We start from the raw sequence: 25,190 nt of genomic DNA, 5'->3' as shown, positions 1-25,190 counted from the left end.
ACTTTACAATTCATGAACCTCCGTAATCTCTGGCGGTATCACAAATTTCTCAATCATATCATCATAACATTTTTCACATATGACAAACGAGTGGAGCATACCATCTTTTTTTGAAAAATATCCCCACTGTTTTTTCGCTTCAAATGCGTCCTCTTTTAATATTCCTTTTTCTACAAATAATTTTTTTCCACATACATTACAATATATATCCTTCATGTTTCCTCCTGACATTTCATCTGATGCGTTATTTGTATCACTATATCTGCATTTATAATACGCCAGGAATTTTATAATGTACAGTGGTAATAGCTGGCAGGCAGCGTAGCCTCGAACACCAGACCGTCTTCTGCCGGTTCACTATAATAATTTTTTCTTTTACCTATCTGTTCAAATCCATATTTTTTATAAAGAGTTATTGCTGCATTATTGCCCTCTCTGACTTCAAGAATAACTCTCTTAACTCCATTTGTTTCAAGTTTTTCAAATGCCTTTTTTAACATTCTGTCTGCAAGATGATTTCTTCTGTAGTCATTAAGGACTGCTATCCTGCAAAGGTCGGCATCCTCGAATGATGTCGTAAAAATACAATAACCTGCCTGTATATTTTTTTCGCTGTCATATACCACAAGGCAGATATTATCTGATGACAACAATGTACTCTCTATGCTTTTTTTACTCCACGGATGAGAAAAAATAATCTCTTCTAAATGAACCGTCTCATCAATATCTTTAACAGACATTTCATCTATATTAAAACAATCTCTCAATTTTAACCCTGATTTTTTAACCTTTCTTCTCTTTCTCTCTCAGCCTGTGACTTTCTAAGATAAATAGGTTTGTGCTCGTCTGCACTTTCTGCCTTTCCCTGCTCAAAATATATGCTGCCAAGAACTGCTACTGCTGCCGCACTCTGTTTTGAAAGATGTACCGGTGCAAAAACAAACTCATTTTTTAACTCATTTTCTATTGTCTCCCTGTGAACCTCTACCCCATCACCTAAAAATATGACCTTTTCATCATATTCTTCAAGTTCTTTTAAAATATCATGTATATCAACGGCTTTCTGCTCTGACAGACAGGTAAGTCCGTCACCATCCGCTTTATAGATACCCGTGTAGACCTGACCTCGTCTTGCATCCATTATAGGGCATATAAGTCCGTCAAAAACACTTACCCTGTAGGCAAGTCCCTCCAATGTAGGCACTGAAACTATCGGTTTTTTAAGAGCAAGTCCTATCCCCTTTGCCGTTGCTGAACCTATACGGAGTCCCGTAAATGAACCGGGACCTGCTGCAATCGCTATGGCGTCTATCTGTTCAAGTTCAATACCTGACATATCAACAACTTTTTCTATCATCGGAAGAAGTGTCTGCGAATGTGTCTGTTTATTGTTTACGGTAAACTCCGCAATGATATTTTTCTCATCGGCAATAGCAGCCGAAGCCACAAGCCCTGAACTGTCAATTCCTAATATCTTCATCTCTATAATCTATCTCCACTTCTTTTTTATTATTTTATACATTTTTCACTTATTCTTTTATCGTGATATTTCTATAGTCAAATCCTTTTTCAAGATCTTTTTCTATGGTGACACTGATGTGCTCATCCGGTATTATCTCGCTTATAAGACCTGCCCACTCTATAAGGCATACTCCATTTCCGAAAAAGTAATCCTCATATCCTATCTCATCCATCTCACATACATCGGCAATACGGTACACATCAAAATGATAAAGCGGAAGTCTTCCGCTCTCATATATCTGCATAATGGTAAAAGTCGGACTGCATATAGGTTCGTCTATACCAAGTCCTTTGCCAAAACCTTTTGTAAAAACGGTCTTTCCGACACCGAGGTCACCATTTAAAAGGATTATGTCCCCCGGTTTGCAATTTTCTCCAAGTTTTTTTCCAAGCTCAAATGTGTCTTTCTCACACTGGCTTACCACAACTTTTTTACTCATCAGTTCCTCCGTTTTCCTCTGTTTCTTCCGGTTCATAGTCTTTGTACTGTTTCACTTTTTCCTGTATAAAACCGACAAGTGAACCAAAATCATCACCACACTGTTTCTTTGTAAATATAAATGCCCTCACCGGTGACATATAAACATAGACAGCATCCTTTACAATAACCGTCTTTCTTATATCATACCACTTTACATCTGCTTCCTGTTCTCCCTGCGAAACAGTAATACCGTTATCACTTATATTATAGTGTAGTTTAGCATTTATACTCTTGTTCTTTTTCACCTGTGCATTTGCCTTACTCCAAAGCATAAGCGGCTGTATAACGGTAAATATAAGACCTATTATTATAAGAGCCATAATGGCAGTTTTGTCAAGGTATTTATATCTCACTGCACATATTATAAGACTTCCAAAACTAATAATAAGTCCAAAAATTCCTGACATACTCCTATAGGTGTGTCTCATCGAAAATGCGTAAAGCTCAGCCGCACTAAGTTTTGCATCAAAATTAAATTCAGTCATTAAAATCCTCCATATTAGTTTTATGTTCTCTCTGTATTTTCTGAATAAAGATTTCCTAGAGAACATTTTTTAGGCATACTGCCCCACTTTTATATCATTATAAGTTTTTTCGGTCAAAAAAACAATACACAAGCGTTTTTTTGTGATATAATATAATGAGCCTCATAGAAAAGCAAGCGTAGAAACTCTGAAAGAGCGTATTTGTGAGTTTATATGTAAGCATAATTTATGAATGTAATAAATTAAAGGCTGAACTGTTACAAATTATAACTATCTAGAGCAGGGGGAACATTTTATTGTCTGTAAACATGGAAAATTATAACAGCAAAGAAGAACTTGAAGCAATCATTGAACAGGAGATTGATTTTGAAAAATTAAACGAACTGTGTGAACATATCACAAATGCAATAACGGAAATCCTCACTTCATGCGGTCTGTATTTCCGCATATTTTCGCGTGTAAAATCGGTCGAGTCGATAGCTTCAAAACTGTACCGCGGCAAATACGGAACTTTAAACAACCCTAAGAAAATACAGGATCTTATCGGGCTTCGTGTAATTCTTTACTATTATGACGACCTTAGTATATGCCGCGATATTATGGAAAGAACTTTTCAGATGATAGACGAGTGGTCGCGTAACTTCTTTGAGTCCGATGAATTTCGTGCCACAAAGATAAACGGTGTTTTTAAATACCCTGCCGAATATTTTAATCTCTACACAAAAGAAATGTGGTCGCTTCCTATTGATACCACATTTGAAACGCAATTCAGAACGGTATTTTTCGAGGGATGGCATGAGATAGAACATGATATGCGTTATAAAAGCCGCATAAGTGATGACCTGTTCTGGAAAGGCAGTGAGGAACTCTCACGCATGCTAAATTGCATACTTGCAAATCTTGAACTTAGTGACTGGTCTTTAGTCAAGCTTTTTGAAGAACTCTCTTACAATCACTACAAGAACATGAACTGGGAATTGATGCTTAAAAGCCATTTCCGCATAAAACTTGAGGACTCGGCTCATCTCCACCCTGACATAATTGCAATATTCAATCAGGACAAAGAGATTGCAAAACAGTTTTATAAATGTCCGAGGATAATCCTTATCCGTGAACTGTTAAAACTTGACAATCCGGTTATAGATTACAATCTCATAATCAAACTTGTAAATAATAAGCTTGTTAAAAATCAGCTTATCAGACTTGTATGTGACAAGATAGATGAGCCGCATGACAGCCGCATATACAAAAAAGAAACACTCGCAAGACTTGAGTCAAACATTTTGTTTCACCTTGAACTTCCTCTGCTCCACAAGGAATCAAGGACACTCGAAACTGAATTTATAAACTCCTGTGCAATCGTATATAAATGGGCACGTTTTAAAATGAATCCGGTATTTGAAGATATGCCCGAGGAAGTAATTTCATATAAAAACAAGCTGCCCGGATATCAGTTAAAGATACAATATGATGTTGATGACCTTACTTTTCATATGAAGATTAGCTATATCGACAGTAAACACATCGGTACTCTCTGGCATATCCACACCTCAATAGCAAAGCTTGATGACGGCAGACTACATTTTTATCATATGACCTCAAAAGATCTGCCTCGAAGCATCAGCCAGAAAGAAACATTTTTAAAACCATCTTTTCTGTCTGATCTTTCAAACAAAACCGGTATAGTAGATGTTATCCGTCTCGGTAATAAAGCCGTATTTGTAACTGACGATAATGATTATTCAGATTTTTACAGCCTTATAAAAAACCAGGAAAGAAAACTTCCTATCATAGCTATAGCACAGCAGCTATCTGAAGATGATACCAATACCGGACAGAAAAAAAACGAAGAATATAAAGACGGCTATGACATGAACACCTTTACAATCAACGGAACAAGACTTGCAAAGGTTATAGGACAATATTCCCATGTATTTATGACAGACAGAGCCCTTGTTTCAAAATTTGCCCAAAGTTTTAATATTCCTGAGGCAAATGCTGACGGATGCATCTGTATATTCTGGCCGGCACATACCCAAAAACATTTTACTCTTTTTACAAGAAGAATGATTCTTGAAAGCCAGTTTGATTTTAACCGTTTTGCATTCCACGATGAAGATGTATATGAAAAAGCATTTCGTCATAAACTTGTCCAGATAATTAAAGAAGATAATATAAGCCGTTAAATATAAAGTGCAAAACAAAACGTAAAAAACTAAAATGCTTAAACAGATTGCTTAAGACTAAACATAAAAACAAATTTCAAAAAACAAAAATGCTTTTACAAACATATCTTATTTGTAAAAGCATTTTCTTTAACTCAATGTAATACTCAATGTAATATTTTTTCTTTTATTTTTCACTTTGCGCGATACCTCTACCTTTATCTCATCTCCACTCTTATGCTTCACCAGCACATTATGTAATGCATATACTGTTTTTACTGATATGCCGTCAATTTTTTCGACCACATCGGCAACTCTCATACCGCCTGCATATGCCGGTGAACTTGAATAAACCGCCGTCACATATATCCCTCTGGATATGCTATGCTCAGCCGCAGCCGCAGAATCAACATCCTTTCCTTCCATGCCCATATATGCGACATTTTTTCCTCTCATCAGAAGTTCTATCATATCATTTATACTGTTTATCGATACAAAACTGATATTTTTTTCTCCTGTAAGATTTGTATAATGATTGCTTATGATGCCTATCACATTGCCATCTGTATTTAAAATAATACCGTTACTTATTGATGTGCTTACCATATCCGTTGAGTACATCGACAACTGATTATCAATAATCGACACTTCAATATCTGATTTGATAACTTTTCCAAGCATCACGGAATACATTATACCATTTGGTGCTCCCACCGCTATAACATTAGATCCATTTATTGTACCTGACACACTTCCAACACTTATCGGAAAAGCTTTTCTTCTTGTTGCTATAGGAATATTTGTCTTATCTACACGCAATGCCGCAATATTGATATTACTGTCAATATTTATCACGGATGCCTTAACTTCCGTACCATCAAAAAATTCAACAGATACCTCGTCTGTGCCATTTACAGCACTTGAATCGGTAACTATGATATATTCATTTCTTGTAATACTAAATATTGCCCCAAAAGTCACACCGCCATCATCACTGTTTACATCTTTCCAGTTGTTATCCGCCATGACACCTTTAACTTTTACAAGTGCATATTTATAACTGCTGCCTATCGCCGCCATTTTCTTTGAAACATGATCATAATTTGTAATTGAATCAATATCTGACTGACTTACACTGCGTCTCACTATCTTACTTCCATCTATGTCATCATCCTGACCTGTTGCCTCCGGTCTTATCGTTTCTACCAGGTAATCCCCAAAATCCATGTCCGCACCAAGTCTGCTTTGAACAAAATAAAATGCGGCTCCGGCTGCCGAACCAAAGATTAATGCAAGAACTATTACCGACACCGCTTTTTGAGCATATTTTATTGCATTTTTTTTCTGTTGCGGCCGTACCTGTTCTTTCATAAAACGGTACTTTTCAGAATCATGCTCCTTCTCCTCTACAGGCTTTTTATGAATTGTCATATATATACCTCTGTTATCATATAAGATTTTTGCATTTTAACCAAAAATAATCATTATTTTCAACTCATTATGTATAAATCTACCATATATTTATGAATACAATATTAACAAATCGTAAAAAATTACTGTGTACTTGATTACTTCCTATAATATGTTGTAAAATAAAGATGGATATTTTTGTCCGTAATTTTGAAACAGATGAACGGAGAACAAACATGAATATAAAAGCATTACATACTCTTGAGTATGATAAAATAATAGCGAAACTTGAGTCATATGCCGCATCACCACTTGGGAAGGAGTATTGTAAAAATCTTCTTCCGACTGATGATGAAGAATATATCCTCAAAGCACAGCGGGAAACAAGTGATGCTCTCACGCATATACTCACGCAGGGTGAGGTTTCTTTCGGCGGTGTAAAGGACATACGAGCAAGTCTTAAAAGACTTGAGATTGGTTCAATACTTGGCATTGGTGAATTACTTAACATATCAAGTCTTTTATCAACAGCAGGAAGTGTTAAAAACTTTTTCAGGAAAAATCTTAATGAAAATAATGAGACAGGCGATTCATTAAATGAACGCTACCAGCTTATAGAACCTCTCTCCCCGTTGATGAAAGAGATACGACGCTGTATCATTGATGAAAACACGATTGCTGATGATGCAAGTGTTGGATTAAGCCATGTAAGGCGCAGCATGAAGATTGCAGGCGGTAAAATACATGACCAGCTTAACTCCATTGTAAACGGCAGCAGCAGAAGTATGCTCCAGGATGCCATCATAACCATGAGAAACGGCAGATACTGTCTGCCGGTAAAAGCTGAATACCGCTCTTCATTTAACGGTATGCTTCACGACCAGTCAGCCACCGGTTCAACACTTTTTATTGAACCGGCATCCGTTGTCAAATTAAATAATGAAATAAGACAGCTTGAACTCGACGAACAGGAAGAAATTGAAAAAATACTTGCTAATTTAAGCAACCAGACTGCTGAGCAGAGTTTTTTTATCGAGCAGGATTTCAGAATACTTTCTGAACTTGATTTCATTTTTGCCAAAGCAATGCTCTCAAAAAATATGAAAGGCACAAGACCTGTTTTTCCAAAGGAAAAATATATAGATATTAAGGATGGCAGACACCCTCTTATCGACCCCCAAAAAGTTGTCCCGATAAATCTGCATCTTGGACGCGACTTTTCACTTCTCGTCGTAACAGGACCAAATACAGGTGGTAAAACAGTTTCACTTAAAACGATAGGTCTATTTACACTTATGGGACAGGCCGGACTTCATATCCCGGCATTTGACGGCTCAAGCCTTAGAATTTTTAACGAAGTCTACGCTGATATTGGAGATGAGCAAAGTATCGAGCAGAGTCTTAGTACATTTTCATCTCATATGGTAAACACCGTATCTATTCTTGAAAAAGCTGATGAAAACAGTCTTGTATTATTTGATGAGCTTGGTGCAGGAACTGACCCGGTCGAGGGAGCCGCTCTTGCAACGGCGATACTCTCAAATCTTCACAACAGACATTCCACTGTCATGGCTACAACACATTACAGTGAATTAAAACTCTATGCACTTCAGACACCTGATGTTGAAAATGCCTGCTGTGAATTTGATGTAACTACTCTTAAACCTACCTACAAGCTTCTGATAGGTGTTCCTGGCAAGAGTAACGCATTTGCCATATCTAGCAAACTCGGTCTTACCGACGATATTATAGAAGATGCCAAAAATCATGTCGCATCCGATGCAAAGCATTTTGAGGATGTTCTCGCAGAACTTGAAAAGACAAGAGTAGAACTTGAAAAAGAACACGAAATGGTTTCAAAAAGCCGAAAAGAGATTTCTGAATTAAAGAAATCCCTCAAAGAAAAGAATGAAAAGATAGATAATTCTAAAGACAGAATATTGCAACACGCAAACGAGGAAGCAAGCCGCATCCTTGCAGAAGCCAAAGACTATGCCGACGAGACCATCAGAAAATATACAAAGTGGGCATCAAGCGATAAACACATAAAGGAAATGGAAGCTCAAAGAGCTGCCTTGCGTGAAAAGATGGATTCAAAGCAGTCAAAGATAAAGGTAAAAAATAATAAGCCGAAATCAAAGCAGCTTAAACCGTCTGACCTGTTTATTGGTGCAGATATAAAGGTACTCTCACTTGGTGCAAACGGCACAGTGAGCACACTTCCTAATGAAAAAGGTGACCTTTTTGTTCAGGCAGGACTTTTAAGGACAAAGGTAAATATAAAAGATATTGAACTTCTTCCGCAGAAAAAGCCTGAAAATACAGGCAATCACAGTGGAAGTGGTAAAATCCGCATGAATAAGGCATCCGGTATCAAAGGTGAAATTAATCTTATCGGTATGACTGTAGACCAGGCAATGCCTGTACTTGAAAAATATCTTGATGATGCCTACCTTGCACATATGAGCCAGGTTACCATTATACACGGAAGAGGAACCGGAGCCTTAAGGACGGCTGCACACAATCACCTCAAACGCACTAAATATGTCAAATCTTTCAGGCTCGGCGAATTTGGAGAGGGTGATATGGGTGTTACAATAGTTAATTTTAAATAAAAAGGAGAAAAAATATGGCACAGAAACAAAAAATACTTATAGTTGATGATGACGAAAATATAGCAGAACTTATCGGACTTTATCTCACAAAAGAATGTTTTGATACTCATATCGTAAACGACGGGGAATCTGCAATAAAAGCTGTTTCCGAATACGCACCTAACCTTGTACTTTTGGACATAATGCTTCCCGGCATTGACGGTTATGAAGTTTTAAGGGAAATAAGAAAAGACTCTAAACTTCCTGTTATAATGCTCTCGGCAAAAGGCGAGACTTTTGACAAGGTACTCGGTCTTGAACTCGGTGCAGATGATTACATCATGAAACCGTTTGACTCAAAAGAAATGGTCGCAAGAGTCAAAGCCGTTTTAAGGCGCAGCATTGCTCCTGCCGTTTCAGAACCTTCAGATGACAGTCTTCCAAAAGAATGTGTAACTTATCCGGACCTTGTCATCAACCAGACTGATTACTCTGTAACTTACAAAAACAAACGTATTGAAATGCCGCCTAAGGAGCTTGAACTTTTGTACTTCCTCGCATCACATCCAAACCAGGTATTTACAAGAGAACAGCTTCTCGACCATATATGGAGTTATGATTACATTGGAGATACCCGCACTGTCGATGTCCATATCAAACGACTTCGTGAAAAATTTGAAGCTCATCCGAGTTGGGAATTAAAAACCGTATGGGGCATCGGCTACAAATTTGAATACAGGGAATGATAAATTACCGGCAGAATCTATGATGCAGCCGGCAATGATTAATGTACTCCCAAAATTCTTCGTTCAGAATATTTCAAGAGTACCTATTACATCCCGGGAGGAAATTTATGCAGTCTAAAATAAAAATATCACTTCGATTTAAATTTTTAATCTGTTATCTCTTGCTTGTAGTATTGACCGTTGGATTGTTAAATACCTACGGTCACAAACTTATGTACCAGAGATTACTTGATAATGCTGAGACAAGTATATACAACGAAGCAGAGGAGATAAAATCACAATATCTTGCCAATGCATATCTGGTTAAAAGTTCGATAACATCTATCAGAAAACAGCTCTGTGCAATACATAATGCAACCGGAATACGCATTTGGATAAGTGAAACTGACGGAAAAATAATCATTGATTCAGATATGCAAAAAAATAAAGAAGGCTATAATATCAATGAGTATGATTCCTCTCTGCTCTCAAAGCAGACGGTAAACAGCACTAATGCTGACAATCTGCTGTCAGACCGATCATTCTGTGTTGTATATCCCGTCACATCAGGACTTGACATCAGCTTTTATATCATATTGTCACTGCCGGTAAACACGCTGCATTCACAGGCAGTGCAGAATGTGGATGCGATACTTATATGCTATATCATAATATCGGCTCTGCTGTTTATCGCACTCCTCTTTCTTTATCTGCAGACTGTTATTCCTCTTAAGAGTATGCAGCAGGCAGCAAAGGAATATGCAGCCGGTCACTATGACTACCAAATGCCTGAATATGCAGGTCATGACCATACAGACCTTGCCGGAGCAATACAGTATCTTGCGACAAAAATGAAAGATACAAATGAATATCAGAAAAACTTTATTGCAAATGTGTCGCATGATTTCAGGTCACCACTCACATCCATCAAAGGTTATACACAGGCTATGGCAGATGGTACTATTCCTCCGGAAATGCAGGGAAAATATCTCGACATAATACTTTTTGAGGTTGAACGATTAACAAAACTTACAAACAATCTACTGTCACTCAGTGAATTTGAAAACAAGGGAGTTCCCCTTGAAATATCGACTTTTGATATAAACAAGGAATTAAAACGCTGTCTCGCAACCTTTGAACAACGCTGCACCCAAAAGCACATTTCTCTTGATATAACCTTTGATGCCAAGACTTCACTTGTAGATGCCGATCAAAGCAAAATCGAGCAGGTTATACAAAATCTCGTAGACAATGCAATAAAATTCAGCAATGACGATTCAACTATCGAAATACATACAAGAGAAAAAAATCAAAAAGTATTTGTATCAGTAAAAGACCACGGTATAGGCATTCCAAAAGAAAGTCTTGGAAAAGTATGGAAACGCTTTTACAAAACTGACCTTTCCCGCGGTAAAGATAAAAAAGGTACAGGACTCGGACTTCCCATTACTAAAGAAATCATCGAAAACCATGGTGAAAACATAAATGTTATAAGCACCGAAGGTGTAGGTACGGAATTTATCTTCTCCCTGCCTAAACATACCGAATAATAAAAATCCCTCATACTAAAAAAGTTGATGCAACACTACAATATGCGATTTCCCTATCAAATAAAAACGGCTGCCATGCTTAACAATAAGCACGACAGCCGTTTTTATTTTATTTATATCGCAAATCTGTTTTATCATTATTTTTATTTACTGTGCACTTACACCAACCTGAAATATACCTTTTATTCTCTTAAACAAAACTTCCTGAAGCACTGATATAGTTACAAACTGTGCCACAAAAAGAATACACGCCTGCGTAAGTCTTACAGGTAATAATGATAAATATGGTGAACCATATAACACTGAGATCCAAAATGTTGTAATAAATAAACCTATTATAAACTGGTTTATTCCTGCGGCTATCGCTGCTTTTGGTATAGATGGCTTCTTATGTAAAAACAATCCCCATACAAGACCATTTAAGCATGAGTTAAGCGTAAATCCCGGAAAATATGGTCCTATAGGGAACATAAGTGTTCCGAGCACGTCCGCAACTCCCGCAACAACAGCAGCCTGTGCCGGTCCCATCAGAATAGCAGCCGTAACCGGAGCTATAAATGCAAAACCAATCTTTACATTCCATGCCTGAATGGAACAAAACCTTGATAAAACAATCTCAATAGCTATAAGCATAGCCATAAGTGTAATGTCTCTTACTGAAATCCTAATTTTCTTTTCCTTCATTTTTTGCCCTTTCTAATGAACGGAGCACTACTAATTCACACCACAGGTGTGAACAGTAATAACGGAGCCGAAACCAGTATAATTCACCCAAACAAATCTATTGTATTTTATTTTAAAGTAAGTTATACAAAGAAAAACACTCAAAGTAAACCATTATTCAGGTAATGAGTGTTTTTCATTCATTTCTGACAGTGGATGCGAAAGCCATACCGCAAGAACTAAGTTCCTGTCCGCACACTATAGTGCGTACAACAACAGACATTTTCTTTTCGCCCAAAGACAACTTCCCATCCTTTGGTACTTAACGCATGACTTCCTACTCTGTTCATATTTAAATATTTAATTTTTATGTTTACTGATATTCTTTATATGATATCAGATTTGCGATCTTATTTGTATTCGCATCTTGTTCCAAGAATACCTGCTACTTCATACTCATAATCATCAATACTCTTTGTCATCTGGAATGCTTCCTCAATGTCAACATCATAGACATGACCTTCTTTATAACCGATAAGTCTGTTCTTCTTGCCTTTTTCGATACAGTCAATGGCATATGCACCCATAACTGAAGCGTAAACTCTGTCTCTTGCTGTAGGACTTCCTCCACGCTGTAAATGTCCGAGGATAGTAGCGCGCGTCTCGATACCTGTTGCCTCTTCAATTTTCTTTGCAAGACCATATGAATGACCGATTCCCTCAGCATTTACAATAATCTGATGTGTCATACCGCTTGCACGGTTATTCTTTATCTCCTCGATAAGTTTATCATAGTTGTTGTCAAACTTCTCAGGTATAAGAATCTGTTCTGCACCGTTTGCAATACCACACCAGAGTGCAATATAACCGGCTGAACGTCCCATTACCTCAACTACGCTGCAGCGCTCATGTGAATTTGATGTCTCACGAAGTCTGTCGATAGCTTCCATAGCTGTATTTACTGCCGTGTCAAATCCGATAGTATAATCTGTATATGCAATGTCAAGGTCTATAGTTCCAGGAAGACCGATAACATTAACACCATATTTTGAAAGGTTCTTAGCTCCTGTAAATGATCCGTCACCACCGATAACGATAAGTGTCTCTATACCAAGTTCCTTACAGATTGCTGCTGCCTTTTTCTTTCCCTCTTCCTCTCTGAACTCAGCACTTCTCGCTGTAAAAAGGAATGTACCACCATGCTGAAGTTTCTCTGAAACATCATGGAAAGTAAGAAGATCCATCTCTCTGTTAAGGATACCATTATATCCTCTTCTGACCCCATATACTTCATATCCTTTAGAAATACCCGTACGCACTACCGCACGAATTGCAGCATTCATTCCCGGAGCATCTCCTCCACTTGTCAATACCGCAATCTTACCCTTTGTCTCACTCATTTTATTATCCTCCATTCCATTTGCTATGTACTCTCTGTATCTTCTCAAGACGAAGAATTTTGAGTGCACATTTATTGTCACCATTTGCATATATAAACAGCAACGAATTATATTTATAATTTTACAATTCGGAACGTCTTACATGCACGCTTTGTATGTAAATACGAAATGTGCATTAATTTCTTTCATAATTCTCATTTCTATATCGTAAACCATTCTATTATGATTTGACTTTTTTTTCAATAACTTTTTTGTGTTTTTGTTTTTTTCTCCGATATTCACAAATTTTCAAGTAAACTTCTGTTAAAAATCACTATATTTATTCTTATTTTTACTAAACATTTACTATTATTCTTTCCAATGAAGCCTGTGAAGTTCTCCCTCAAGCTGCATATCAAAGAAATTATTCTGTCTCAGTGCCTCATACAACACTATCGCAACTGAATTTGACAGATTTAAAGACCTGATATTCTTGTTCATCGGTATTCTTATAGCCGTATCCTGCGACTCAACAAGAATTTCCTCAGGAATCCCTGCACTCTCCTTGCCAAACATGATATAAGCATCAGGTTCATATTGCACATCCGTATAATCCTGTTTTGACTTGGTGGTTGCCATATACATCTTTTTAACCGCATCAGGATTTTGTTCAAGGAAATCTTCATAACAGTCATAAACCGTCACATCCAGCTTGTCCCAGTAGTCAAGACCTGCCCTTTTAAGCATCTTGTCATTTATCTTAAATCCCATAGGCTCTATAAGATGAAGCCTTGTGCCTGTCGCACAGCAGGTTCTTCCGATATTTCCCGTATTTGCAGGCATCTCAGGTTCAAGTAAAACTATATTTAACATATTTTCCTCCCCGTAAAACTAAAACTTATCTATAATCTTATCTGTCGTAACTGCTTCCATATTTGTCAATAGATAGTAAAAAAAATAAAATCAAAGTTTTTCTATAAATCTTTCTATCCTTTCAAGTGCTGCTTTAAGGTCATCTATCGAATATGCATAAGAAATCCTCAAAAATCCTTCGCCGCAGTCACCAAAAGCCGTTCCCGGCACTACCGCTATCTTTTCTTCTTTGAGAAGTCTTGTCGCAAACTCGTCAGAACTCATCCCAAATTTCTTTATACTTGGAAACATATAAAATGCACCATATGGCTCGAAACACTCTATGCCCATCTCCTCAAACGCATTTAAGAGAAATCTTCTCCTCCGGTCATACTCATCTCTCATTTTCTCCACATCATCATCACCGTGGCGAAGTGCCTCTATAGCTGCATATTGACTTGTTGTCGGAGCACACATAATGGCAAACTGGTGTATCTTTAATATCTGCTTGAGTATTACTTGGGGTCCGCAGGCATAGCCGAGTCTCCAGCCAGTCATCGCATATGATTTCGAAAATCCGTTTATAACGATGGTTCTTTCTTTCATCCCCGGAAATGCACCGATAGACACATGATTTCCACTGTATGTAAGCTCAGAATATATCTCATCCGAAATCACAAAAAGGTCATGCTCTATGACAAAATCAACAATTGGCTGTAATTCCTCTTTTGTCATTATCGCACCTGTAGGATTATTTGGAAACGGCATGATAAGGATTTTAGTCTTGTCCGTCACGGCTTTTTCAAGCTGCTCTCTTGTAAGTTTAAAATCATTTTCCTCTTTTAATTCCACTATGACCGGAACTCCGTCGGCAAGTACGATACAAGGCTCATAAGAAACATAACTCGGCTGTGGAAGTATCACTTCATCACCTGCATCAAGCATGGCTCTGAGTGCTCCGTCAATAGCTTCACTTCCGCCGACCGTTATCATAATCTCATCTGACGGGTCATATTTTAAATCAAAACGCCTGTCAAGATATTTTGAAATTTCTATCTTTAACTCACTAAGGCCCGCATTTGAAGTATAGAAAGTTCTGCCCTTTTCAAGAGAGTAAATTCCCTCCTCTCTTATATGCCACGGTGTGTCAAAATCCGGCTCACCGACACCGAGTGAGATGGCATCATCCATCTCACTTACTATATCAAAAAATTTTCTTATGCCTGACGGCTTAATCTGTTTAACCTTACCTGATAGTGCATCTCTCATGGTGTAATTAACATCCTTTCTGATTCATGGTGCTCACCTGTCATCTCGACACCATGTTCCTTATATTTTTTAAGCACAAAATATGTCGCTGTACTGTTTACATACTCAAGTGTTGACAGCTTCTCGGAAACAAATCTCGCAACTTCTTTCATACTCTTACCGGAAATCGTAACAGTAAGGTCAAAACCACCTGACATAAGATAGACACTCTCGACCTCGTCAAACTTGTAAATCCTCTCAGCAACCTTGTTAAATCCCATATCACGCTGAGGTGTGACCTTAACCTCGATAAGAGCCGTCACTTTCTCACAGTCAGTCTTATCCCAGTTTATAAGTGTAGGATAACCGCAAATGACATTCTCCTGCTCCATCTGCTTAAGCTCATTTGTAACCGCTGTCTCATCACTGCCAAGCATCGCCGCCAGCTCTTTAGTAGAATAACGGCTGTTCTTGCTAATCGTATTCAAAATCTTTTCTCTAAGCTCACTATTCATATACGCCCTCCATTTCTTATACTCAAACTCTATTAAGTAAAATTGCAATAAACTAAATTGGTATGTGCATCTAAATCTTATAAAGTTCATCACTTCCCGCAGGACCGATATACCTTGTCTCGTCCCTGCTCACAACTATCCTGTCGTTGCCCTCGGTTGCTCTTCCTATGACCGCCGCATTTATGCCTGCCTCCTCTAGTTTTTCAACCAGAAGATTGCCTTTTTCACAGCCTATCATCATACTTCCGCTCGATATCAGCATATACGGATTTATTTTAAACACCTCGCATACCTCGATAGTTTCCTGCTTTATCGGAATTTTATCAAGATGTGCCGTAATTCCGACCCCTGATGCCTCACCGAGCTCCCAAAGTGCTCCAAAAACACCACCCTCCGTAACATCATGCATTGCACTGACACCAACTTCCATCGCTATCTTTGACTCAGGTATTACAGAGAGATACTCTTTAAATCCCTTTGCCACATCGACAAGTTCCCGTGGCAATGTCTCAAGAAGCTTTTCCTCTTTTTCGGCAGCTATTATCGAAGTTCCCTCAAGTCCTGCCCACTTCGTCATAACTATCTCATCCCCCGGCTTTAATCCGCCTGTTGAAACAATTTTACCCTTTTTCACCTTGCCGACACCCGTAACATTTATTATCGGTCTGTTCACAGCATCCGAGATTTCAGTATGACCGCCCATCACCTCTATTTTAAGTTTAGAACAAGCTGTCTCAATCTCCTCCATTATCCGCCTTAACTTTATCTCTCTTGTGCCATCAGGAAGAATTATCGTCGTCATTATCCCTATGGGCTCTGCACCGCTTGATGCAAGGTCATTTGCCGTAATATGAACAGCGAGATTTCCTATTCCCTTGTCCGTTCCCGTTATCGGGTCTGTCGAAAATACAAGTGCTTCATCCTCGCCGACTGCTACAGCCGAACAGTCCTCACCTACTCCCGGATGCAATATAACTTCCTCTCTCCTGTGTCTTATCTGTTTAAATACCGCTCTCTTTAAAACATTCTCTGGTACTTTTCCTATTTCCATCTGTCTTTATATTCCTTTCTTCTTAATCTTCCTCTTTTTTTTCAGTATTTTTCTTAGTTTCTGTTTTCTTTTGTTCACTCTGTTTTTTATCAATTTTTGTGTTTTCTTCCTTTTTAACTTCCTGCTGCTTTCCAACTGTCACATGCTGTGGTTCTGCATTGTAGGAGCTTGTGTTTACAAGAACTCTCTCTTTCTCAACACCTTTTATATAGATTATCTTCCATAATTTTGCATTATATCCCGTATGTGCTGACTGGGTTATCTCCCTGTATCCTGACGGCTTAGTCGTATCGACTGTTACAACTTCACCCTCAGGATGTTTTTCCTCTACTATCTCCGACTCAAATGCAATCTTTCTGTCCTTTTCTCTCGTGTCCTCACCAAATATTTTAAACGAAAGCACCCCGCCATTTGCTGAAGCCGCAATGTATATAAGTGATTTTGTATTGTTCTTAAATTTCAAATCCTTATAATTTCCTGATATTGCCGCATCCCTCGACACATTTACATAATGTACGACCATTGAATGAGGAGAACGCTCAACAACTTCAAGTTCTGCATTTATAACGGCATTATAAAGCGTTGTTGAAACCTGACATACACCTCCACCGACACCTGATACTACTTTTCCACCTGCATATTCCGGTGCGGCTTTATAACCATTTTCAACTGTTCTTTCTTTTATAACTTTCACTGTTGAAAAAGTCTGCCCCGGCTTTAAAATAGTTCCATTTATGCGTTCTGCTGCCGTCTGAACATTACTACACCTGTCTGCCGTTGATGAACTGTAATCCGTAGAATATTCACCGAGCAAATCCGTACATTTTGAATACATCTTTCTTGTATATTTAGGCTTCTTTATGCTTACGACGGCATCCAATACAAGCTTTTTATCATTCAAATCACTATTTAATTTTTCACTAAATCTATCAACAGTAGCATCAACATTAATCTTTAAACCGGTGCGGTCTTTTGTCGCCTTAAGCTTTCCTTTTACCATCTTTAATCTTGAATTCTTCATCGTTTTATTATGAATCTTGCTTTTTAATTTAATAAAATTTCTAAGCTTATCTTCATTCAGATTTGTTTTAAGCTTATATGTCACATCTTTTTTTGAACAGCTTACGATTTCTTTGAATTTTTTAAAGATACTTCCTTTTTTTCCTATCTGATAAGCCTTATCTACATAATCTTTATCTTCTACCTCAAATCCAAGTTTATCAATAGTAGTCTTTGATTCCTTTCCTGCATTGCCATATTTAATAATAACCTGTCTGTTTTTAAGTTCTGCGATGTATTTATCAATTTTGTTCTGTGCTTTTGCTTTTGTAAGTCCGCCAATATCAACACCATTTATATTTGCACCCTCTATTATGGTGTTTCCACCTGTTTTCTTTATCATTACAATAAAAAGAACTGCCGCAATAATTGCTGCAACAACCATCCCCGACAATATAATACACGATTTCTTTTCTTTTTTTTTCATAATTATCCATCAACCTTTTCATTTAATGATGTTGGGGTCAAAAGGTATTTTGACCCTAACTGATGCTTAGGATTGCTTCATTGCTACGCAATTTTCGCAATCCTGCAAACACCTCCATTCTCGCATGTTTGCAAGCAAATCTGCTTCATGTCAGTGTTTGGTGGGTCAAGCCAGTAGATAGCAATTTGCATATAAATATGCATCGCTATCTACTTTTGACCCTAATATCATTTAATTTGACATTTTATTTTTTTTTGATTATGCTTAATATAATACTAAAGAGTCAAAATATTCGCATAAAGAATGTTTTCCTTAGCCCTTTTGACTCTTTTGTCTGTTTTTATTTACAGCTATATAACCATGTAATTATTATTCCATTGCCATTGTTTTCTTTTTACAATAAGCACAAAACACTTATAAAACCAGAAAACATTTACTGTAAATACTGGAATACGATTGGCAGAACCATTGCTATAACCAATATTATACATATAACTGCTGCAATCTTCTGCTGGTTTTTTTTATTGAAAAAATTCATATAGATCCTCCATTCTGTATGATTTTCCATACACTATAATATGTTATTTTCCGCAACTGTTATGTGAACAGTGCCGATTTTTAATTTACCTGAAAGGAAAAAAATATGCCTGTATTTTTTATATGCTTTATTGTATTCTTATTGTGGCTTCGCGTCAAGTTAAAACAACAGGACAAAAACGAAACCTCAAACAAAGATTTCTGGCAGCGTGAACACGAAGCTGACTTTTCAAGAAACAAAGATATTTCAATGCTCGAATACATATCCGTTCCAAAAGAGGTACTGCCTTTTAACGAACAAACAAATGATATAGAGCTCATCCAGATACAGAAAGATATATCAGATGTTATGTCAAAAAAAATGATAAATCTTTCCGGTATGACAAACACTGATATAAAATTTGCATACGGACGCGGAAATTTTGAAATACTCTCCTTCTATGACCAGAACTATCTTAAATTTTTAAGTCTGTTAAATAAATGGGGCACATACCTGCTAAACCACGGTGACAAAAACCGTGCAAAACAGATATTTGAGTATGCCATAAACACACTTAACTGTGACATATCAGGCTGCTACATTGGACTTGCCAAAATATATCTTGAAAATGACGATATCGACAAAGTTCAAAAACTTATCGACAAGATTCAGTATTCCGATGCATATCTGAAAGAGTCTATCACAAATAAACTCAATCAGATGCTCCAAAACTATTAGTATATTACTAATATAGCATATCATTTATATTTTCTGCTGTCAGTGGCTAAAAGCAATTTTATATATCGATGCCTGATGGTCGAGCGGATTTCTGTTTTTATAATCAAACAGAAGTCTGCTTTTTTTATCATTTATGATTCCGGTTTTCAGATAATCCTGTATATCAATATCAAACTGTTCAAGATGCGTCATCCTGTGAAGCTGTTTCCAGTCATTTCCATCATATCCTTTAAGATACTTATGCTCTGACTCCTCTTTTTTGTAAAATGTCCTGACTTCATCTTTTGGTATCTCTGACTCATATCCCACAAATATGGGTCTGTTTTTAAGATTTTCCCTCGCATAAATATCATATATTATAAGCTGCCTTAACACTTCCTCTTTTCTTTTATCAGGCTTACATATATCAAGTACAAATTCTAACAATATCTCGTAATTTTGAAGTCTTGACTGGTGTATTCCTTCATATCCCATCTTTTTATAAAAATTTCCTATCTGCATAAAGAAATCAAACGGTGTATCAAAAAATGAAATAATATACGGCAGTGATGCCTCAAACTGCATACTGTTGTAATAACGCTCCGTCATATCCTCAACACGCTTTAATTTAAGTACATCCATATACGATACCCAGTCGGTAAAAAGAACTTCATACGGTGCTCTGTCCTGATATACTATAGCAAATTTTTCTCTGTCATAATATATCGGCGAACCCTTTAAGACCTTTAAAAATCCAAGCTGCAGCTGATCCGGTTTCATCTCATAAACAACATTGTACGAATTTTTAAAAGAATCATAATCCTCATACGGAAGACCTACTATAAGGTCTAAATGCTGGTGGATATTTCTCTGTTTTCTTATCTTTGCAACTTTCTGTTTTAAGACTGTAAGATCAGGATTCCTATGAATTGCCTTTAATGTCTCACTGTTAGCCGTCTGCACTCCTATTTCAAACTGCACAAGCCCCGGTCTGAAATTTTTAACATATTCTATCTCCTCATCCGTGAGAAGATCTGCTGACAGTTCAAAATGAAAATTCGTCACTCCATTGTCATGCTCATAAATATATTTCCATATTGCCATTGTATGTTCATGATTGCAATTAAATGTCCTGTCAACAAATTTTACCTGCGGCACTTTCATATCGAGGAAAAATTGCAATTCGTTTTCGACAAGTGCCATACTCCTAAACCTTACCTTTTTATCTACCGAAGAAAGACAATAACTGCACCCATAAGGACACCCACGGCTTGTCTCATAATAGATTATTCTGTTTTTAAGAGTGTCAATGTCAAATCCTGCATCTTTTGTATATGGAAACGGAATATCATCCATAGACATATTCTCCCTCGGAGGATTTGTGACTATATTATCTACACCGGATGCGACCGCATCTTCCCTGTAGACTATTCCCTTAATATCAGACAATCCCGGTATATTTAAACCAACCTTAATATTTCCCACCGTTTCCGCAAGATAATGATTTATAAGTTCGTAAAAACTCACCTCACCCTCGCCGCTTATTATGCCTTTTATCCACGGATATTTTTTTAGCTGCATATCACAGTCATATGAAACCTCCGGACCTCCGAGCCATATAGGCACATCCGGCATTATTTTGTGGATTTCCTTAGAAATTCCGGCAACAATGTCAATATTCCATATATAACATGAAAAACCTATCATTTTAGGCTTTTCAAGGAATATATCACCCAATATAAAATCAATCTCCTGATTTATTGTGTATTCCTTTATCTGAAAATCACTATCATCTATCCCATGTTTCCTCGCATATGCCTGAATACAGTATATCCCAAGATTTGAATGTATATACTTGGCATTTATTCCAACAAGTAAAATCATATTTTAAACCTCTTAATTTCATTTATTCAGTGTCTTTTACTTACATTTAATATTTTTATTGCCATCCATACTGCCGCTAACGCGGCATAGTGCAAATATGTCTGCGGTATTATTATATCCTCACAATCAGCACAACATATCATTAGTTTCACAATTACTGCTCATACCACTTCTCATCTTTGCCAAGTGTCTTTGGTGCGTCCTCAAAAAACTTACACTCTCCCTCATTTTCACAGGAGCCCGCGAGTGCGTGTCTGCACACCATTCTTTTTTTATGATACCCGGCAACAGCACCATCTTTCTCATAACTCTCATACTCTACAGGCATCAGGCAATGATACTTGTCAACCGGACAAAATCCCTCTATCAGATATTTCTTATAATCCACGATACCGTCATCTCCAATCTTATTACATTATCAATTACTGTTCACATTTATGATGCGCTTGTAATGAGCATATTACTTTTATTTCACAAATCCTATCTGTCTAACTAAAAATCCAAAACTTTTACTACATAAGTCCCATCTGTTTTGCTTTGTCGAGTGGATTTTTGAGTGCAAAATCCCACTCGTCTTTTCTGGCTTCATACTGCTCACATATCCATTCATAAACCTTATCAAGTCCGTCCTCGCTATACTCAAATTCTTTAACGGTATGAAAGTCAAGCGGTGTCTTTTCATAACAGAACGGCTCCGGCCACACATCTGCCTGAAGCACTTTTTCATCATCTTCTTTTGAAACTCCCTGAACCTGGTATCTCATCCCTTTGAAACTGCACTTTAATATTGCCTTTTTATTGTAAAAAGAACTTACATCATAAAAGGACTTCCTATTATTCATAGTCTATACCTCACTTTCCCCAAAAAATATATACAAAATATATAGCTGATAAATCTGTCTTTTATACAGTTATCATATCATTTGCTACTGATAAATCGAAAAAAGCCTATCCAAAACGGATAGACTTCTTGGTAGCAGGGGTGGAAGGAATCGAACCCTCCTCTGGAGTTTTGGAGACTCTTATTCTACCGATGAACTACACCCCTATATTAAGTGCTCGCTCACACGCGACTATTAGATAATAGCATACGCCTTTTATTATGTCAACAGTTTTTTGCAATTTTTTCAACATTTTTTTAATACCCTTTTTTTTAATACTTATAATCATTATACCCTCTGAGTCTGCGGTAAAGTCCTGCCTTAGTAAGACACATATATGGAGATACAAAGAATATTCCAAGCAATCCCAGCGTAAACGAACTTAAAATATTCCATCCTATAAAAGACAGGTCAAGTACAAATATCTGCCACTTCTGACCGTAAGTCATTCTTCTGCTCTCATCGAAAGCCTGCTGCATATCCATATCAGGATTTTCACTTAAAAGATATGGAATCATCGAATACTCATATGCCTTTATAATACCCGGTATGATAAAAAGCAGTCCCCACAAAACGGTAAATAATGACCTGAAAAACATTATTTTTACAATGTTCAGATAATTACTTTTAAATCCATATGAGATTTCTCCCATATCACATCTTGCCTCATAACTCCTGCTGAAAAATCTTTTTGCACCTACCTGGATTGGATTAAACACAAAAACAGATAACGCTATACCTATCAAAGCTGCAACAAGTGCAATGACTATACTGCCTATCACGACAGCGATAATAGTCTTTGCGATTGATGGAGTGATACTTCCGGTAATTTCGTTTATCGAGTCCTTAAAATCATATGTTATATCCTTTTGGTCTGAAGAAAATGCGTCACCAATACTATTACTAATATCATAAATATTCTTACTGTTAGCATTATAATTAAGTTTCAAACCACCTGAACCGCTTATATGTCCGGTCGTGACAAATGAAAGTATGATACCTCCAAGCACAAACAGCCAGTAATTAAGTTTTAACAGATTTTTTGCCTGTGTTTTTAATTCAACTCTTGACCACATAGCTTCTCCCCCTTTTTGTAAAAAATGATAAGATGCCCATTTACAGATGCAACGGATTGATGCATTGCAATCTGTTTTACCCTTTTATATCATATTACCATTTTTTTACTTTGATTACCATAACAATAATCAAATTTTTATCTTTTTTGGGGCTGAACTGTTATATTTTCATCTTTTCAGCGATAACTTTGCATCTCTTTTTGCAAAATGCAATTCCATAAAGCAAAATATCCCGCCTGTCATCATTTAACAGATATTCCTGATACCGCCTGTCTTTTATCTGCTCTAATGCTTTACTGCAAGCCGTTTCCATTTCTTTGAAGTCTTTTGTATATTTAAGTTCGGCTATGATACCTGCATCCGGGTCATCCGTTTCTACTATAATGTCAGCAAAGCCTTCTCCTGCTTCTGCATTTGATTTTACAAGCCAGTCATCGTTACCGGTAAGTATGCCTACCAGAAGATTGTGATATGAGCTTTCTTTTTCTTCTTTTCTTGCTTTTGTATCAAATACACTTATCGAATTGCTAAGCACCCTGTTAATGTATTTTTCTATTTCTAGTGTGTTTCCCTCCTCAAATGATTTCCAGAAAGCCTGCAGACGGTCAGTGTTAGAAAATATCGACTTTTTAAACCACTCATTAATCTGTAATTTAAATACTTCCCTTACTTCCCTGTTGGGTATCACAAGCTTGTAAGCACCGTCTTTTGTCAATCCTGTCTGTGTCAGGTAACCCGTAGTAAACAAGACGCTCCACAGATTGTCAATGCTGTTGTCTATCTCATCATATGTAAGGTCTAAGCGTATATGCTTTTCTATCGACTCGCCTGCTATAAGCCTTTCTATCTCGTTTCTTGTTGTCTTTCCTGCCCTGTCAACAAATCTTTTCACCAGTTCATTTCCGCTGGTATTTATCCAATAAGCCTCCGGTCCGGCATTGGCATCGTCCTTTATCCTATCCACATGGTTTATTACATCCCACGGACAGTAAACATCTGCATTTCCAAAGTGATAACCGTCATACCACCGCTTTGTTTCATCAAATCTATTTTCAATATGATAATAAGCTAAAAGTTCTTTTACTTCTTTATCGGTAAAACCAAACTGCTCATCAAACCTTGTATCTGTGACAGACAGTATCTTAAAGTTGTTTAATCCCGTAAATATGCTTTCTTTTGATACACGCAAACAGCCTGTAAGTACTGCAAACTCCAATGCAAAATTTGTCTTAAGTGCCTTTCTAAACACGGCATGTATCAGAGCAACCATTTCCCTGTAATATCCATGTCCAAAAGCCTTATCCAAAGGTACATCATATTCATCTATCAATATTACTGTTTTCTTTCCGTAATGTTTATATAACATCTCAGATAATGTTTGCAATGACGCATACAATATATCATCATCAATCACATACTTTCCATTTACTTTCCTTGTCAATGCCAGATAAACTTCTTTATCATTTTCACTTAATCTTTCACTCTGTTTTAAAAATCCAAACCTCTCTGCTTCTCTGCCTACCAGTTCAGCCATCTGATATTTTGCATTTTCAAAAGTCAATCCCTCAACATTTTTTAAAGACAAAAAAATTACGGGATACTTTCCCATATGTTCTTCACATAACTGCCTGTTTCCGGATATATATAGTCCATTAAATAATGTTTCGTCTGCTCCAATCTCAAAAAAACATTTAAGCATACTCATATTGAGCGTCTTTCCAAAACGGCGTGGACGCGTAAAAAGATTTACTTCACCCCAATTAACAAATAATTGTTCAATTAATTTTGTCTTGTCAATGTAGTAAAAAGTATTTCTGCGGATTTTCTCAAAATCATCTATTCCAACCGGCAATTTAAGTTTGTCTCCCATATCGCATCTCCATCCTTTTTATATAATCTGTTTTTTACGAAGCCACCTTTATTTGTGTATAAATTGTGCAAATATAATTCTTTTCACAATTCCCTTTTTATATAGTCTAGCAAAAAACAA

23 protein-coding genes, 1 tRNA gene and 1 riboswitch are annotated in these 25,190 nt (G+C 37.0%); of the genes, 5 read left to right on the top strand and 19 right to left on the bottom strand.

The features are described 5' to 3' along the window. Positions 1–3 precede the first annotated feature (3 nt). The 5 genes from DW721_RS00980 to DW721_RS00960 all read right to left on the bottom strand — a co-directional run bounded on the left by DW721_RS00980 (position 4) and on the right by DW721_RS00960 (position 2,487). Positions 4–216, bottom strand: coding sequence for a hypothetical protein (locus DW721_RS00980; RefSeq protein ID WP_243020610.1), 213 nt, complete (start codon positions 214–216; stop codon positions 4–6). 71 nt (positions 217–287) lie between these two features. Then, on the bottom strand, positions 288–767 hold the full coding sequence (rimI, locus tag DW721_RS00975; protein ID WP_118744512.1) for a ribosomal protein S18-alanine N-acetyltransferase: 480 nt from the start codon (positions 765–767) through the stop codon (positions 288–290). 2 nt (positions 768–769) lie between these two features. Beyond that, positions 770–1,480 (bottom strand): tRNA (adenosine(37)-N6)-threonylcarbamoyltransferase complex dimerization subunit type 1 TsaB, encoded by a 711-nt coding sequence (gene tsaB / locus DW721_RS00970; RefSeq protein ID WP_118500003.1) that lies wholly within the window; start codon positions 1,478–1,480, stop codon positions 770–772. 49 nt (positions 1,481–1,529) lie between these two features. Next, on the bottom strand, positions 1,530–1,961 hold the full coding sequence (gene tsaE / locus DW721_RS00965; RefSeq protein ID WP_118744511.1) for a tRNA (adenosine(37)-N6)-threonylcarbamoyltransferase complex ATPase subunit type 1 TsaE: 432 nt from the start codon (positions 1,959–1,961) through the stop codon (positions 1,530–1,532). Continuing rightward, on the bottom strand, positions 1,954–2,487 hold the full coding sequence (locus DW721_RS00960) for a YcxB family protein (RefSeq protein ID WP_182436158.1): 534 nt from the start codon (positions 2,485–2,487) through the stop codon (positions 1,954–1,956). Before DW721_RS00960 ends, tsaE begins: the two co-directional genes overlap by 8 nt. 296 nt (positions 2,488–2,783) lie before the next feature. Between DW721_RS00960 and DW721_RS00955 the strand changes: the two genes are divergently transcribed. Beyond that, positions 2,784–4,673 (top strand): hypothetical protein, encoded by a 1,890-nt coding sequence (locus DW721_RS00955; protein ID WP_118744509.1) that lies wholly within the window; start codon positions 2,784–2,786, stop codon positions 4,671–4,673. Between the two features lie 129 nt (positions 4,674–4,802). On the opposite strand, the gene DW721_RS00950 is transcribed toward DW721_RS00955, so the two are convergent. Next, complete coding sequence (locus DW721_RS00950) at positions 4,803–6,083, bottom strand: S1C family serine protease (RefSeq protein ID WP_118744508.1); 1,281 nt, start codon at positions 6,081–6,083, stop codon at positions 4,803–4,805. Between the two features lie 215 nt (positions 6,084–6,298). Between DW721_RS00950 and DW721_RS00945 the strand changes: the two genes are divergently transcribed. The 3 genes from DW721_RS00945 to DW721_RS00935 all read left to right on the top strand — a co-directional run bounded on the left by DW721_RS00945 (position 6,299) and on the right by DW721_RS00935 (position 10,931). Further along, a complete protein-coding gene (locus DW721_RS00945; RefSeq protein WP_118744507.1) occupies positions 6,299–8,677 on the top strand; it encodes an endonuclease MutS2 in 2,379 nt (792 codons plus the stop codon). A 14-nt stretch (positions 8,678–8,691) separates the two neighbouring features. Further along, positions 8,692–9,402 (top strand): response regulator transcription factor, encoded by a 711-nt coding sequence (locus DW721_RS00940; protein WP_118744506.1) that lies wholly within the window; start codon positions 8,692–8,694, stop codon positions 9,400–9,402. Positions 9,403–9,509: 107 nt separating this feature from the next. Continuing rightward, positions 9,510–10,931: a HAMP domain-containing sensor histidine kinase gene (locus DW721_RS00935; RefSeq protein WP_243035918.1), complete on the top strand. Its 1,422-nt coding sequence runs from the start codon at positions 9,510–9,512 to the stop codon at positions 10,929–10,931. 147 nt (positions 10,932–11,078) lie between these two features. On the opposite strand, the gene DW721_RS00930 is transcribed toward DW721_RS00935, so the two are convergent. From DW721_RS00930 to DW721_RS00900, 7 genes are all read right to left on the bottom strand, one after another. After that, complete coding sequence (locus DW721_RS00930; RefSeq protein WP_055944241.1) at positions 11,079–11,615, bottom strand: folate family ECF transporter S component; 537 nt, start codon at positions 11,613–11,615, stop codon at positions 11,079–11,081. A gap of 187 nt (positions 11,616–11,802) precedes the next feature. Continuing rightward, positions 11,803–11,941: riboswitch (THF riboswitch) on the bottom strand. Positions 11,942–12,004: 63 nt separating this feature from the next. After that, complete coding sequence (gene pfkA, locus DW721_RS00925; protein WP_022015458.1) at positions 12,005–12,994, bottom strand: 6-phosphofructokinase; 990 nt, start codon at positions 12,992–12,994, stop codon at positions 12,005–12,007. A 348-nt stretch (positions 12,995–13,342) separates the two neighbouring features. Beyond that, the gene (trmL, locus tag DW721_RS00920; protein ID WP_055944243.1) at positions 13,343–13,846 is read right to left on the bottom strand and encodes a tRNA (uridine(34)/cytosine(34)/5-carboxymethylaminomethyluridine(34)-2'-O)-methyltransferase TrmL; all 504 of its coding nucleotides are present in this window, start codon (positions 13,844–13,846) and stop codon (positions 13,343–13,345) included. A 90-nt stretch (positions 13,847–13,936) separates the two neighbouring features. Beyond that, positions 13,937–15,094 (bottom strand): aminotransferase class I/II-fold pyridoxal phosphate-dependent enzyme, encoded by a 1,158-nt coding sequence (locus DW721_RS00915; RefSeq protein ID WP_118744505.1) that lies wholly within the window; start codon positions 15,092–15,094, stop codon positions 13,937–13,939. After that, positions 15,091–15,588, bottom strand: coding sequence for an Lrp/AsnC family transcriptional regulator (locus DW721_RS00910; RefSeq protein WP_118500009.1), 498 nt, complete (start codon positions 15,586–15,588; stop codon positions 15,091–15,093). Before DW721_RS00910 ends, DW721_RS00915 begins: the two co-directional genes overlap by 4 nt. Positions 15,589–15,658: 70 nt before the next feature. Further along, complete coding sequence (locus DW721_RS00905; RefSeq protein ID WP_118744504.1) at positions 15,659–16,639, bottom strand: AIR synthase family protein; 981 nt, start codon at positions 16,637–16,639, stop codon at positions 15,659–15,661. Between the two features lie 22 nt (positions 16,640–16,661). Continuing rightward, on the bottom strand, positions 16,662–18,125 hold the full coding sequence (locus DW721_RS00900; protein ID WP_118744503.1) for a VanW family protein: 1,464 nt from the start codon (positions 18,123–18,125) through the stop codon (positions 16,662–16,664). Positions 18,126–18,768: 643 nt separating this feature from the next. Between DW721_RS00900 and DW721_RS00895 the strand changes: the two genes are divergently transcribed. Then, positions 18,769–19,380: a hypothetical protein gene (locus tag DW721_RS00895; protein WP_118744502.1), complete on the top strand. Its 612-nt coding sequence runs from the start codon at positions 18,769–18,771 to the stop codon at positions 19,378–19,380. A gap of 39 nt (positions 19,381–19,419) precedes the next feature. On the opposite strand, the gene DW721_RS00890 is transcribed toward DW721_RS00895, so the two are convergent. From DW721_RS00890 to DW721_RS00865, 6 genes are all read right to left on the bottom strand, one after another. Next, positions 19,420–21,243 carry a B12-binding domain-containing radical SAM protein gene (locus tag DW721_RS00890; RefSeq protein WP_022015466.1) on the bottom strand — a complete coding sequence of 608 codons (1,824 nt, stop codon included), beginning with the start codon at positions 21,241–21,243 and terminating at the stop codon, positions 19,420–19,422. Between the two features lie 154 nt (positions 21,244–21,397). Further along, positions 21,398–21,631, bottom strand: coding sequence for a hypothetical protein (locus tag DW721_RS00885; protein WP_022015467.1), 234 nt, complete (start codon positions 21,629–21,631; stop codon positions 21,398–21,400). A gap of 124 nt (positions 21,632–21,755) precedes the next feature. After that, positions 21,756–22,085, bottom strand: coding sequence for a hypothetical protein (locus DW721_RS00880; RefSeq protein ID WP_022015468.1), 330 nt, complete (start codon positions 22,083–22,085; stop codon positions 21,756–21,758). A gap of 135 nt (positions 22,086–22,220) precedes the next feature. Beyond that, a tRNA-Trp gene (locus tag DW721_RS00875) sits at positions 22,221–22,291 on the bottom strand. A 105-nt stretch (positions 22,292–22,396) separates the two neighbouring features. Further along, positions 22,397–23,200 carry a DUF975 family protein gene (locus DW721_RS00870; protein ID WP_118744501.1) on the bottom strand — a complete coding sequence of 268 codons (804 nt, stop codon included), beginning with the start codon at positions 23,198–23,200 and terminating at the stop codon, positions 22,397–22,399. A gap of 160 nt (positions 23,201–23,360) precedes the next feature. Continuing rightward, positions 23,361–25,070 (bottom strand): AAA family ATPase, encoded by a 1,710-nt coding sequence (locus DW721_RS00865; protein WP_118744500.1) that lies wholly within the window; start codon positions 25,068–25,070, stop codon positions 23,361–23,363. Positions 25,071–25,190: the final 120 nt, after the last annotated feature.

This window comes from Clostridium sp. AM27-31LB (assembly GCF_003480745.1).
Lineage (GTDB): Bacteria > Bacillota > Clostridia > Lachnospirales > Lachnospiraceae > Butyribacter > Butyribacter intestini.
Note: the sequence above shows the minus strand (reverse complement) of the source record. Positions and strands in the feature narration are given on the sequence as shown.